Origin of the sequence: Brevundimonas sp. SORGH_AS_0993 (assembly GCF_030818545.1) — a bacterium.
Taxonomy (GTDB): Bacteria; Pseudomonadota; Alphaproteobacteria; order Caulobacterales; family Caulobacteraceae; genus Brevundimonas.
In genome coordinates, this window is sequence record NZ_JAUTAH010000001.1 from 2,557,719 (window position 1) to 2,571,092 (window position 13,374).

8 protein-coding genes are annotated in these 13,374 nt (G+C 68.4%); 2 read left to right on the top strand and 6 right to left on the bottom strand.

Features of this window, described 5'->3' with window-relative positions:
* Positions 1 to 111: 111 nt before the first annotated feature.
* Positions 112 to 2,790 (bottom strand): pyruvate, phosphate dikinase, encoded by a 2,679-nt coding sequence (gene ppdK / locus QE389_RS12645; RefSeq protein WP_307367875.1) that lies wholly within the window; start codon positions 2,788 to 2,790, stop codon positions 112 to 114.
* A 146-nt stretch (positions 2,791 to 2,936) separates the two neighbouring features.
* Between ppdK and QE389_RS12650 the strand changes: the two genes are divergently transcribed.
* The gene (locus tag QE389_RS12650) at positions 2,937 to 3,158 is read left to right on the top strand and encodes a hypothetical protein (protein WP_307367879.1); all 222 of its coding nucleotides are present in this window, start codon (positions 2,937 to 2,939) and stop codon (positions 3,156 to 3,158) included.
* Positions 3,159 to 3,308: 150 nt separating this feature from the next.
* Here the strand turns inward: QE389_RS12650 and ileS are convergent, their stop codons facing one another.
* On the bottom strand, positions 3,309 to 6,293 hold the full coding sequence (gene ileS, locus QE389_RS12655; protein WP_307367880.1) for an isoleucine--tRNA ligase: 2,985 nt from the start codon (positions 6,291 to 6,293) through the stop codon (positions 3,309 to 3,311).
* 325 nt (positions 6,294 to 6,618) lie between these two features.
* Between ileS and QE389_RS12660 the strand changes: the two genes are divergently transcribed.
* Positions 6,619 to 7,521, top strand: coding sequence for a hypothetical protein (locus QE389_RS12660; RefSeq protein WP_307367883.1), 903 nt, complete (start codon positions 6,619 to 6,621; stop codon positions 7,519 to 7,521).
* A gap of 137 nt (positions 7,522 to 7,658) precedes the next feature.
* On the opposite strand, the gene QE389_RS12665 is transcribed toward QE389_RS12660, so the two are convergent.
* The 4 genes from QE389_RS12665 to hfaA form a co-directional block, all read right to left on the bottom strand.
* Positions 7,659 to 10,496, bottom strand: a complete 2,838-nt coding sequence (locus QE389_RS12665; RefSeq protein ID WP_307367886.1) for a pitrilysin family protein — start codon at positions 10,494 to 10,496, stop codon at positions 7,659 to 7,661.
* Positions 10,497 to 10,700: 204 nt separating this feature from the next.
* The gene (gene hfaD / locus QE389_RS12670) at positions 10,701 to 11,963 is read right to left on the bottom strand and encodes a holdfast anchor protein HfaD (protein ID WP_307367888.1); all 1,263 of its coding nucleotides are present in this window, start codon (positions 11,961 to 11,963) and stop codon (positions 10,701 to 10,703) included.
* The gene (hfaB, locus tag QE389_RS12675) at positions 11,890 to 12,906 is read right to left on the bottom strand and encodes a holdfast anchoring protein HfaB (RefSeq protein WP_307367890.1); all 1,017 of its coding nucleotides are present in this window, start codon (positions 12,904 to 12,906) and stop codon (positions 11,890 to 11,892) included. Before hfaB ends, hfaD begins: the two co-directional genes overlap by 74 nt.
* Positions 12,903 to 13,358: a holdfast anchoring protein HfaA gene (hfaA, locus tag QE389_RS12680; protein ID WP_307367893.1), complete on the bottom strand. Its 456-nt coding sequence runs from the start codon at positions 13,356 to 13,358 to the stop codon at positions 12,903 to 12,905. Before hfaA ends, hfaB begins: the two co-directional genes overlap by 4 nt.
* Positions 13,359 to 13,374 lie beyond the last annotated feature (16 nt).

Consider the following 13,374-nt stretch of genomic DNA (forward strand, 5'->3'; position numbering starts at 1 on the left):
ACGCCGGGACACATACAGCGTTCCGCTAAGATCGGCGACTTTGTGGCGCCGCAGCAAAAAGGGCGGCCTCGACAGAGACCGCCCTTCTTCCGTTCGGCGTGCTGTGAAGACCTAGCGGTCCTTCTCGCGCTCCCCGTTCAGCGCGGCCTGGGCGGCGGCGAGGCGGGCGATGGGCACGCGGTAGGGCGAGCAGGAAACGTAGTCCAACCCGGCCTTCTCGCAGAAGGCGATCGAGGACGGGTCGCCGCCGTGTTCGCCGCAGATGCCCAGCTTGACCTCGGGCCGGACCTTGCGGCCGCGTTCGGCGGCGATCTCGATCAGGCCGCCGACGCCGTCCTGGTCCAGACGCACGAAGGGATCGGTCTCGAAGATGCCCTTGTCCAGATAGGCCTGCAGGAAGCGGCCGGAATCGTCGCGGCTGATGCCGAACGTCGTCTGGGTCAGGTCGTTGGTGCCGAAGCTGAAGAACTGGGCGTATTCGGCCAGGTCCCCGGCGCGGATGGCGGCGCGCGGCAGTTCGATCATGGTCCCGACCAGATAGTCGACGCTGTCGCCCGCCTGCTCGAACACGGCCTTGGCCGTGCGGTCGGTCAGCTCGCGCAGATATTTCATCTCCAGGCCCAGGGCGACCAGGGGGTGCATGATCTCCGGGATTGGCGCCTGGCCCGAGGTCGTCTTGACCTCCAGCGCGGCCTCCAGCACGGCCCGGACCTGCATCTCGTAGATTTCGGGATAGGCCACGCCCAGGCGGCAGCCGCGATGGCCCAACATCGGGTTGGTCTCGTGCAGTTCCTTGGCGCGACGCTTCAGCTTGTCGGCGTCGATGCCGGACGAGGCGGCCAGGGCGTCGATGTCCTCGTCCGTGTGCGGAATGAACTCGTGCAGCGGCGGGTCCAGCAGCCGCACCGTGACGGGCAGGCCCGCCATGATGGTGAACAACTCCACGAAGTCCGATTTCTGGAACGGCGCGATCTTGGCCAGGGCCGTGCGGCGTCCCGTCTCGTCGTCGGCCAGGATCATTTCGCGCACGGCGGCGATGCGGCTGTCGTCGAAGAACATATGTTCGGTGCGGCACAGGCCGATGCCCTCGGCGCCGAAGCCGCGCGCGGTCTTGGCGTCCAGCGGGGTCTCGGCGTTGGCGCGGACCTTCAGGCGGCGCACCGCGTCGGCCCAGCCCATCAGGGTCTGGAAGTCGCCGGTCAGTTCCGGTTCGATCATCGGCACGGCGCCGTCCAGAACCTCGCCCTTCGATCCGTCGATGGTGATGATCTCGCCGGCCTTGAAGGTGCGGCCGCGCGCGGTGAAGACGCCCTTGGCCTCGTCGATGTGGATTTCGCCGGCGCCGGACACGCAGGCCCGGCCCATGCCGCGCGCCACGACCGCCGCGTGGCTGGTCATGCCGCCGCGCGCCGTGACGATGCCGCGCGCCGCATGCATGCCGTGAATGTCCTCGGGGCTGGTCTCCTCGCGCACCAGGATGACGGCCTCGCCCAGACCGGCCAGGCGCTCGGCCTCGTCGGCGTCGAAGACGATCTTGCCGGTCGCCGCGCCGGGCGAGGCGGGCAGGCCGGCGGCGACCACGGTGCGGGCCGCATCGGGGTCCAGGGTCGGGTGCAGCAACTGGTCCAGGGCCGAGGGTTCGACGCGGCTGATGGCCTCCTCCTGAGAGATCACGCCCTCGGCCGCCAGATCGACCGCCACCTTCAGCGCCGACTTGGCCGTGCGCTTGCCGTTGCGGGTCTGCAGCATCCACAGCCGGCCCTGTTCGACCGTGAACTCGATGTCCTGCATGTCGCGGTAATGGCTTTCCAGCTTGCCGACGACCTCGACGAACTGGGCGAAGACCTCGGGCATGGCCTCTTCCATCGAGGGGGCGGTCTCGCCCATCTCCTCGCGGCCGATCTTGGTCAGGCTCTGCGGCGTGCGGATGCCGGCCACGACATCCTCGCCCTGGGCGTTGATCAGGAACTCGCCGTACAGGCGAGCTTCGCCGGTCGAGGGGTTGCGGGTGAAGGCCACGCCCGTGGCCGAGGTCTCGCCCATATTGCCGAACACCATCGACTGGACGTTGACCGCCGTGCCCCAGCTTTCGGGGATGTCGTGCATGCGGCGATAGAATTTCGCCCGGTCGTTCATCCAGCTTTCGAACACGGCGCCGATCGCGCCCCACAACTGGTCCTTGGGGTCCTGCGGGAAGGGATGGCCCAGTTCGCGCATCACCACCGCCTTGTAGTCGGCGACGACCTTCTCCCAGTCGGCGGCGGTCAGGTCGGTGTCGACGGCGAGGCCCAGCCGGTCCTTGTGCCGGTCCAGCACCTCTTCGAAATCGTCGTGGCTGAGGCCCAGCACCACGTTCGAATACATGGTGATGAAGCGGCGATAGCTGTCGAAGGCGAAGCGGCGGTCGCCCGACAGCTTGGCCAGGCCCTCGACCGTCTGGTCGTTCAGGCCCAGGTTCAGCACCGTGTCCATCATGCCGGGCATCGACGCCCGCGCGCCGGAACGGACCGACACCAGGAGCGGATTGTCCACGTCGCCGAAGGTCTTGCCCACCACGCCCTCGACCTTGGCCAGGGCGGCCTGGACCTGGGCGTCCAGATCGGCGGGATAGGTCTCGCCGTGGGCGTAATAGTAGGTGCAGACCTCGGTGGTGATGGTAAAGCCGGGCGGGACGGGCAGGCCCAGGGCGGACATTTCCGCCAGGTTCGCGCCCTTGCCGCCGAGAAGGTTCTTCATCGACGCATCGCCGTCGGCGGAGCCTCCGCCGAAGCCGTACACCCACTGAGTCATCTGTAGCCCCTGAGCATTTTCAGATCGCCGGCGGGTTGGCCCCGCTCGCACACGCAGCACGATCTAGCGCGGCGAACCCGCCTTGACCATGGCGGATGTAACAAAGCGTGAGCCGCCGCGGAGTTTCCCCATATTTGGGGGCGCAGATGAAATCCGATGTAGATCGGACCGTCAAAAAGGAGTCCGATCAGTCCGATCAGTCCGATCAGTCCGATCAGTCCGATCAGTCCGATCAGTCCGATCAGTCCGATCAGTCCGATCAGTCCGATCAGTCCGATCAGTCCGATCGGTCCGATCAGTCCGATCAGTCCGATCAGTCCGATCAGTCCGAATTGAACCGGGTTCGTCCCCCTCCGGTCGCCGGATGAAACCCGGCATCATAGGCGAGGCGCGGCGTAGGGCGACGGGATCGCGGCCAGGGCGCCGCAACGTCTTGAAAGCGTGGCGGAAGGTTCGCCGACTTGGGGGCGCAAGGCCGGTTCGCCGCCCCTTCCGAGCGGAAAGGGCGGCGACGAGGATCAGCCGTGTGTCTGGTCCCAATAGCGCACGGCGTCGGCGTCGCGGGCCGAGAGGTCGGGGTAGGCGGGGTCGGAGCCGACATCGGGGACGCGGCGCCACGAGCGGGCGCATTTGGGATAGTCGGCCGAGTGAATTTCCGCTGTGATCACATTGCTGTCGTTGACGATCAGGTCGGCACCGCTTGTTCGGAAGACTTCCGCTGCATCGAGGTCAGCGAATAGTGCATTGGCCTCGGAGGGTAGGAAGACCTTGGGCCACGCATCGAGTGCTCCACCGATCTGTTTGCCGCGACGTGCTTCTTCCAGTCCAAATGTCACGATCTCCAGCACCTTTTGCACGCCCGCCCAGCGCGCGGCCTCGTCTGGATTCTTCCATTTGGTCGGGGTTTCGGGGATGACGCGGGCGCAATTGCTGCCTGCGTCGGGGAAGCGCGTCGTCCATGCCTCTTCCATGGTGAAGGGGGTCAGGGGGGCCAGCCAGGCGGTCAGTCGGGCGAAGACCGCGTCCATCACCGTGCGGGCGGCGCGGCGACGCAAGGCGTCGGGACGGTCGCAGTAGAGGGCGTCTTTGCGGATGTCGAAATACAGGGCCGACAGGTCGCCGGCGCAGAACTCCAGCACGGGACGGACCACGTCCTGGAAGCGGTAATCGGCGTAGGCCGCGCGGACCTGGGCGTCCAGTTCGTGCAGGCGATGCAGGATGAACCGCTCCAGCGGCGGGAACTGATCCAGATCGGTCAGGCGCTCGGCCTCGTCGAAACCGGCCAGGGCGCCCAGCAGATAGCGGACGGTGTTCCGAAGCTTGCGATAGGCGTCGACCGTGGTTTGCAGGATTTGTTTGCCGATGCGCTGGTCGTCCGAATAGTCGACCAGAGCCACCCACAGCCGCAGGATGTCCGCGCCCGATTCCTTGATGATAGTCAGGGGGTCGGTGGTGTTGCCCCGCGACTTGGACATCTTCTCCCCGTTCTCGTCCAGGGTGAAGCCGTGGGTCAGGACCGCCTTGAACGGGGCGCGGCCGCGCGTGCCGCAACCCTCCAGCAGGGACGACTGGAACCAGCCGCGGTGCTGGTCCGAGCCTTCCAGGTAGAGGTCGGCGGGCCAGTGGGCCGGGCGGTCGCCGGTGTAGCCGTTTTCCGGCAGGCGCGGGTCCAGGGTGAAGGCGTGCGTCGAACCCGAGTCGAACCAGACGTCCAGGATGTCCTCGACCTTTTCGTAGCGGGCCGGGTCGTGGGCGCCCAGGAAGTCGCTGTCGGGGGCGGTGAACCAGATGTCGGCGCCGTGTTCGGCGATGGCCTTGACGATGCGGGCGTCCACCTCGGGGTCATGCAGGGGCTGGCCCGTCTGTTTGTCGACGAACATCGCCAGAGGCGTGCCCCAGGCGCGCTGGCGGCTGACCAGCCAGTCGGGACGGCCCTCGACCATCGAGCGGATGCGGTTCTTTCCCGCCGCCGGGTGGAAGGCGGTGTCGTCGATGGCCTGAAGCGCCGTCTCGCGCAGGGTGTCGCCGCTCTTGAGCGCCTCATCCATTCGGATGAACCCCAGAGTCTTGGAAGAGAGTGGTTCATCCATTCGGATGAACCACTGGGGGGTGTTGCGGAAGATGATCGGGGCCTTGGAGCGCCAGCTGTGCGGATAGGAGTGCTCCAGCCGCCCGCGCGCCAACAGGTTTCCGGCCTCGATCAGCTTGTCCATCACCGCGCCGTTGGCCGGGCCGAACTTGCCGGTCTTCTTGCCCTCGGTCTCCAGCACCTTCAGGCCGGCGAACAGGGGGACGGAGGGGTAATAGGCGCCGTCGGGATCGACGGTGTCGGGCACCTCGTGATGACCGTGGGCCTTCCACACCTCGAAGTCGTCGGCGCCGTGGCCCGGCGCGGTGTGGACGAAGCCGGTTCCGGCGTCGTCGGTGACGTGATCGCCGGCCAGCAGGGGCACGGAGAAGCCGTAGCCGCTGTCCAGCGCGGCCAGCGGGTGGGCGGTCTCAAGGCCCGACGGATTGATGTCGTAAACGCGGGTCCAGGCGGCGATCCTGGCGGCCTTGAACACGTCCTCGGCCAGCTTGTCGGCCAGGATCAGGCGGTCGCCGGGCTTGGCCCAGGGCGCGAATTCAAGACCCTCTTCCATCGCCGTGACCTCATACAGGCCATAGGCGATCTCGGGGCCGTAGGAGATGGCGCGGTTGGCCGGGATGGTCCAGGGCGTGGTCGTCCAGATGACGATGGACGGGGTGCTGGACCGGAAGGCCAGGAGGTCGTCGGGATGGTCGTCGGACATGGCCGTGACCGGGAATTTGACCCAGATCGTCGGGCTGACGTGGTCGTGGTATTCGATCTCGGCGTCGGCCAGGGCTGTGCGTTCGACCGGCGACCACATGACGGGCTTGGACCCGCGATACAGCTGGCCCGAGTTCTTGAACTTGTGGAACTCGGCGACGATGGCCGCCTCGGACGTGAAGTCCATGGTGGCGTAGCGGTTGGCGAAGTCGCCGGTGACGCCCAGGCGTTTGAACTGGTCGCGCTGAAGGTCGATGTATTGGCCGGCGTAATCGCGGCAGGCGCGACGGAACTCGTCCTTGGACACCTCGTCCTTGCGGCGGCCCTTGGCGCGGAACTGCTCCTCGATCTTCCATTCGATCGGCAGGCCGTGGCAGTCCCAGCCGGGAACATAATCGACGTCGTAGCCCAGGAGGAAGCGGCTGCGGACCACGAAGTCCTTCAGCGTCTTGTTCAGCGCATGGCCGATGTGGATGTCGCCGTTGGCGTAGGGCGGGCCGTCATGCAGGACATAGAGGGGGGCGTTCTGCTTCTGCCGCTCGGCGCGCAGGGTTCCGTAGAGATCGCCCCACTGTTCCAGGATCAGCGGCTCCTTCTGGGGCAGGCCGCCGCGCATGGGGAAGGGCGTCTCGGGCAGGAAGACGGTGTCGCGATAGTCGCGGTCCCCGCCTTCGCGGGGCTGAGCGGGGGATTCGGAAGTGGCGTCGGCCATGGGGCGTCTCGGCGTCTAGGTTGTCGTTCGCTGGTCTGTTCGCCCTGTCGCGCCCGGCGCGGCCTTGAGGGCTGTCGATCCCGGCGTGCGCGGGGCCGGATGGCCCATAAGCGCTACGCCGGGCGGCTAATCGAAATCAGGCGAAGGAAGACGCGGACGGTCATAGTGCGGGCGGTCTAGCAGACGGATGCGGCGTTGCGCCATCCCCGAACGACGCCCGGCGCGGGGCGTATCAACGGAAACGAAAGGCTTTTGATGTTTGGGTGAAGGCTGGATCGGTCGGCCCCACGCCTGACCGAGCGATTTTCGTTCGGGAGTTCCGCCCATGCGGCTGCGGATCACACACTGGATGCTGGGCCTGGCGGCCGGTCTGTTCGTCATGACCAGCGCCGGCGCCGCTCTGGCGCAATGCAACTCGGGCTGTACGCCGCCCGACCCGGACCCTTGCGGCTCCGCGTGTCAGCCCCCTCCGCCGCCGCCGTCCGGCTGTGGCGGAAGTGACTGCGGCGGCGGCCGTCCCGGCTGGAACGGCAACTGGAACCAGAATCAGAACGTCAATGTGAACGTCAACATCAACAACGCCGGGGCCAACGCCAATGCGAACGCCGGCGGCTATGCGCGCGGCTATCTGAACGCGCGCAGCTGGGCAGGGGCGGGCGGTTACGGCGGGGGCGGGGGCGCGGCCTATGTCTCGGTCGATCAGCCCTATCCGACGACGATTCAGGGTCTGGCCGTGGAAGGCATGGCGGCCCAGGTGGTGCGGACTCCCGTCACCGCCTGGCGGCGCATGATGAAGCGGGTGGTGATCCAGGCGGTCTGCATCGACGACCGCCAGGTGCCGCACCCGGCTTCTCAGGTGAAGCCGGACCGGGAGATCGCCGACGGCTATGAGGGCGAAATCTATCGCTGCCTGGCCGGCGCCTGGCTGCAGGCGACCATCGCCGACTACGAGGGCGAGGTGAACTTCGATCACGGCGCGACCCTGACCTGCAAGAAGCACGAAGCCTTGTGGTTCGGGGAGGGCGGCCAACTGGTCTGCCGGCCCGAGAAGCCGGAGCGGGACTGCAACGAACGCTCGCTGCTGCGTCGCTACGGCGCCGGGATCAAGATCCTGACGATGTACCGCGAGGAGGAATACACCGAATACCGCGAGGAGCAGGTCCAGGCCGCCACCGTCATCACCGGCGCCATCACCCTGGACGGCGGCGTCGGCGGCCGGGTGTTCTGAATCGCAGCCGAACGGGGCCGTTCAGGCGCCGATCAGGGTCCGGATGCGAAAAAGGACCGTCGGCTCTCCGTCGACGATCCTGAAGAGAACGACTGGCCCCGGCTCTGATCGAGCCGGGGCCTTTTTCTTGCGCCCGATCAGGGCCTGGCGGGCGCCTTGTCCGAGACGATCTCGGCGCGCCAGGCGGTCGAGGGTTTCAGATACTGCTGCGCCAGGCGTTGCAGGTCGGCCGGGGTGACGGCCTCCAGCACGGCGATCTGACGGCGCGTCTGCTCCAGGCTTTCCGGGTGGGACTGGGCTTCCGACAGCTGGGTCAGCCAGTAGCCGTTGTCGGCCATGTTGCGGCGGATGCGTTCGACCGCCGGCAGGCGGGCGCGGTTCAGCTCGTCGGCGCTGACGGGCTTGTCCCGCAGATCGGCGGCGATGCCGTCCACCGTCTCGAACAGCTTGGACAGGGCCTCGGGCGGCACCTCGGCCGTCACCGCCAGATAGCCGTAGCCTGGGAAGACGTCCGAGGACGAGGAGGCCGCGCGCGGCGAATAGGCCAGGCCCTGCTTCTCGCGGATCTCGTCGTTCAGGCGCAGTTGCAGCACGCTGGACAGGACGCCCAGCTGGCGGGCCGTGGTGCGGTCGCCCACCTGATCGGTGGTCGGCCAGGCGGTGAAGCCCAGGGCCTGTTCGGCCGGACCCGTGTGGGTCAGGCGCACCGGCGTCGCCGTCGGGGCCGGGAAACGACGGGTCGCCGAAGCGGGCGCCGGCGTCGGGGCCGGGCCGCGCGCGGGCAGGGCGCCGAAGGTGGAGCCGACGGCGGCGATGACCGCGTCCACATCGACGTCGCCGACGACCGTGATCTCGATCGGACCCTGGGCCAGGGCGCTGTGGACGCCCGCGCGGATCTCGTCGATCGACATGGCGGCCACCTCCTGGGCGGTCGGTACGGTCTCGCGCTTGTCGCCCGAGGCCAGAAGGCCGGTCACGTCCCGCTGGAACACGCCGCCCGGCGTGGCCGACAGCTGGGCCAGAATCTGCGGAAAGGCGGCCTTGGTCTGCTCGAACGGCGCGGCGCGCAGGCCGGGATCGGTCAGATAGGCGGCCAGGATCTGCATTTCCAGCTGCAGGTCCTCGGGTCGGGTCGCGCCCGAGAAGGTGTAGGAGTCCGCGCCCTGGTTGACGTTGGCGCTATAGACGTGGCCGTTCAGGGCGCGGTTCAACTCGTCCAGGCTCAGCTTGCCCGTGCCGCCCGGACCCATGACCGTGTCGGCCAGAGCCATGGATGTGACGCGGTCGGTCGGCAGGCCCAGTTCGCCGATGCCCGTCGAGGCGCTGACCAGAATCTGGTCTTCGCGGAACTGGGTCGGCTTGATGTTCAGAAGCACGCCGTTGGGGAAGCGGACCAGGGTGGCGCCCAGGTCGGCGACCTCGGTGCGGATCGCGGGCGCGCCCGGCGTTCCGAAGTCGGTGTAGGGCCATTGCAGGGCGGTCTGGGCGGCGCGGGCCGTGACCGGGACCTGGCGCGAGTCCTGAAGGGCGGCGGTGACGGCGGCCTCTCCGCCTTCGACCGGGACCGGGCTGGTGAACAGGACCAGCGGACCCTGGCCTTCGAAGACCGGGCGAACGGCGGCGTTGACCTGATCGACCGTCAGATCCTTCACCCCCTGTTCGAACAGGGCCAGGCCCTCCTGCGGGGTGTTGAACACCTCGTCGTCGTTGACGTCGCCGAGAAGGGCGCCGGCCAGGGCGGACGTCGAGCGGGTGGCGGCGGTGGCGACCGCGTTCTGAAGCGCGGTGCGGTACTGGGTGATCTCCCGCTGCAATTCCTCGGTGGTGACGCCGTACTGGGCCAGGCGGCGGGCTTCCTGCTCGGTCGCGGTCAGGGCTTTCTTCCAGTCGCCTGGATTGAAGGAGACGGCCAGGACGCCCGCGTCCAGACTGTCGAACAGCGACTGATAGCCCGCGCCGGCGCCCAGGAAGGGCGGATTGTCGGCGCGCGCCATCTCGCCCAGGCGGCGGTTCAGCACGGCCAGCCCCAGGCTGCGGCGCAGGGCGGCGGTGCGCTTGGCTGCGGTGTCGGGCGACAGGTCGGGCGCCTTGATCCAGTTGATCTGGATCGAGGACTGGACGCCGGGCTCGACGATGATGCTGGTCTCGGGCGCGCGCGGGGCGACATGGCCCAGGTCGGGCTGCGGCCCGTCCGGCGCCTTGGGCGTCCAGGAGGCGAAGGCGTCGCGCACCTGGCGCTCCATCACGTCCACGTCGAAGTCGCCGACGGCGATCAGGGTGGCGCGCGACGGGCGGTAATAGGCGTCATAGAAGTCCACGAAACGCTGGCGCTCCGCCGTGCGGATGATGTTCAGGTCGCCGATGGGCAGGCGCTGGGACAGGCGCTGGCCGGGCGCCAGAAGGGCCAGCTGGGTCTTGAGGACGCGCTGCTGGGGCGTGTCGCGCATGCGCGCCTCGCCCACGATGACGCCGCGTTCGGAATCGATGTCGGTCTCGGCCATCAGGGCGTCGGACATCATCTCGCGCAGGACGTGCAGCGAGGTCTCGACCGTCTCGGTCTTGGTGTTGGGCAGCTCCAGCGAATAGGCCGTCTGGTCGAAGCTGGTGAAGGCGTTGGTGTCGGCGCCGAAGGCCAGGCCCAGCCGTTCGAGGATGCGCAGCATCTCGTTCTCGGGGATGTCCTTGGTGCCGTTGAAGGCCATGTGCTCCATGAAGTGGGCCAGACCCTTCTGGTCGTCGCGCTCCATCAACGACCCGGCGGCGATGCGCAGGCGGACCGACGCCTGACCGGGCGGGGTGGCGTTGTGCATCAGGGCGTAGCGCATGCCGTTGGGCAGCTGGCCGAAGCGGACGGCCGGATCGGCGGGAATGTCGCTGGCGGCCTGGGCCCAGGGCGAGGAGGGAGCTTGCGCCTGGCTGGCCATGGTCGGGGCGCTTTGGGCCGGGGCGGTTCGGGTCGGGGCGGTTTGAGCCAAGGCGCCGCCCGGAGCCGACAAACCCGCGGCGAGGGCGAGGCCAGAGGCCGCGACAAGAAGAAGACGCGCAGAACGCATGAACCAGCTCCGAAAGACCGCAACCCCCGATGGGGCGGACAATCGGCACTAGGCCCGGGGCGCCGCCGGGGCAAGACGCCTTCGCCGATCCGGGTGCTTTCACGCAACGCCGCCCGAAAGGAAGCCTCAGCCGCCGGGGCGCGAAATGTAGAAGGTGGCGGTGTTGCCGACGGCGTTGGAGCCGACCACGGCGGCGCGACCCGGTTGGGCGATGCTGACATTGGCGGTGGCGGAGACCGGGCCGGTGTTGACCTGGGTGTTGTCGACGTTGACCTCGCCCCCGCACTGGGAACAGGCGTAGCCGACGACGCTGTTGCCCGCCGCCTCGGCGCTGACGTAGCTGTCGTAGCCCTTGACCCCGACGTATTCGGCCGTCGCCTCGACCCCGCCCGAGTTCAACTGATCGTTGTTCAGCTTCAGATAGATGTCGTTGACGCCGGCGACGACCTCGTTGGCCACGGCGCGGGCGCCGGCCGTGGTCTGCCCCTGAAGATTGGTCTGGACGCGGGTGTAGGCGCGGACCCGGCCCTGGTTGTCCTGGGTCGTGTCGGCGATCATGGAGCCGCCGCTGTTCTGAAGCGTGGCGCGGTTGGCCGAGGCGTTGGACCGGCCCGCCAGGTTCCAGGCGTTGTCGACATAGACGCTGGTGCGGGCCTCGATGGTCGAGGCGGCGTTGGTCTGGTCGACCGTCAGGGCCTGATGCGAGGGGCCGGTCGTGACCGCCTGGGCGGCGTTGCCTTGCGCGTCGGCCGAGACGATCAGGGGCGCGGGCACATATTGTATGTCGGCCACCGTTTCGGCGAAGACGGTCGTCTGGCTGGTCTGGCCGACGCGGCCGGTCAGGATGGTGGAGGGGCCGCCCATGGCCACGGCGTTGGCCGTCGCCCCGCTGGCGACCCGGCCGCCCTGAAGGATATGGGCCGAGGGGCCGTGCAGATCGGTGCGGGCGCTGACATTGTCGCCGCGCGCGGACTGTCCCGCGTCCACGTCGAAGGTCGCGCCGTCGGTCGAGACCTGGAACTGGTTGCCGGCCGCCTGGGTGGTCGAATCGACGAAGCCGTCGCTGACGCCGTTCAGGGCGACGGGCGTGCGGGCGGACGTGGCGCCCGTCAGGATCTGGCGCGAGACGACGGCGCCGTGGGTCGACTGGACGCCGCCGACGACGTGGTTGCCCGTGGCCGTATTGATCACGGTCAGCTGACCCACCGCCACGTCCAGATCGACCGTCCCCGTCACCTCGCCCGTCTGGGTCTGGTCGATCCGGCAGGCCGAGCCGGTTTCCGGCGGGCAGGCCGGCGTCGTCTGGGCGGTCGCCTCAGTAGCGGCTAGGGCGAACGTCGCGGTCGCGGCGATCATGCCAGCGAGAGGGATCGGCGCGAGTCTGGCCATTGTTCGTGTCCTGGGTGGGATAGGCCGGGTAGTAGCCGCCGGTCGGTCCGACCGTGGACTCACCGAGGGGGTCGTTGGCCGCGTTCAGGCAGATTTCCGGCCCCGGCGCGCCATAGAGATTGGCCATGAACTCGACCGTCGCGCGCTCGACAAGGGCGCGCACGGCCAGTTGCGTCGGCTCCATGCCGCCCGTGCCGGCCGACAGGTCGAAGACATTGCCGTTCAGGAAGTCGAACACCCCGGCCGAGATTTCCCGGCCGATGATCTGTTTCTGATAGGAGACGACATCGACCACCTCCAGCGTCGTGGTCTGCACCAGGCGCAGGTCCATGGCGATGTTCATCACATAGACGCGGTGGTTGATCAGGCTCGAACCGGGGCGTTTGCTGTCGATCTCGCCCGTGGCCAGGTCGACCCCGCCCGAGCGGATGTTGTAGTTCACCTCGGTAATGCCGCCGACGATGTAGAAGTCCGAGCCGGGCACCTGGCCGGCCAGGATGCGGCGATACTGGGTGTCGTCCGGGTTTTGGGCGCCGGACGCGCGATCGCCGATCAGCTTGTTGTTGGCGTAGCGCAGTTCCAGCTCGGACACCGAGGTGTCGTAGCGTTCGACGATCTGCGCCCCGGCCTTGGCCAGGGCCGACGTCGCCATCAGAGAGGCGCCGCCCGTGATCTGACGCCCGCCGTCGGCCGAGACCGTGCCGGTGTAGTCGCTGATCCGGCCCACGGCCATGCGCGGCGAGGGCAGGTTGTAGCGCCGGGCGTAGTCCGCCAGGCAGTAGAGGGCCGTCGAATAGGGCGTCGGGTTGGACGTCACCGGCGCATTGCCGATCGGCGAGGCGTAGAGGCCCGAAGGCCCCGCCACCGGGCTGACGCAGCCGGCCAGCAGCAGGGCGGCCGCCGTCGCGGCGGCGCCGATGCGAAGAAAAGAACGACGGCTCATGGCAGGTTGATGCTTCCGTTCAGCGCCGTGCCGGCGTTGATCGGGCCGGTGTTGGTCTGGTTCGAATTGACGATGACGGTGTTGCGGCTGCCCTGGACCACCACGTTCAACTGGTTGCCGATGGCGGTGGCCCCGCCGATGATCGTGCCGTGGGAGCGGGTGGAGCCCGCGCCCGAATAGGCCGAGGCCACGCCGTTGGACTGGCTGGAATAGGAGGAGGCGCCGGCCTGGATGATGCCGTTGACGATCAGGCGGTTGCCGTTGGCGTCGCGGGTGGAGCCGGTGGTCGCGTTGGCGGCGGCCGAGCGCGCGCCGCCGTAACCCTGCTGGAAGCGGGCCGCGCCGCCAGAGCCGGTCGACTGGGCGACGGCGGGCAGGGCGACGGCGGCCACGACGGCCAGGCCGACGGCGGACGCGATCGTCGCGGGCGGGATCAGCCTTGTGGCGGACATCTCAGAAGCCTCCTGG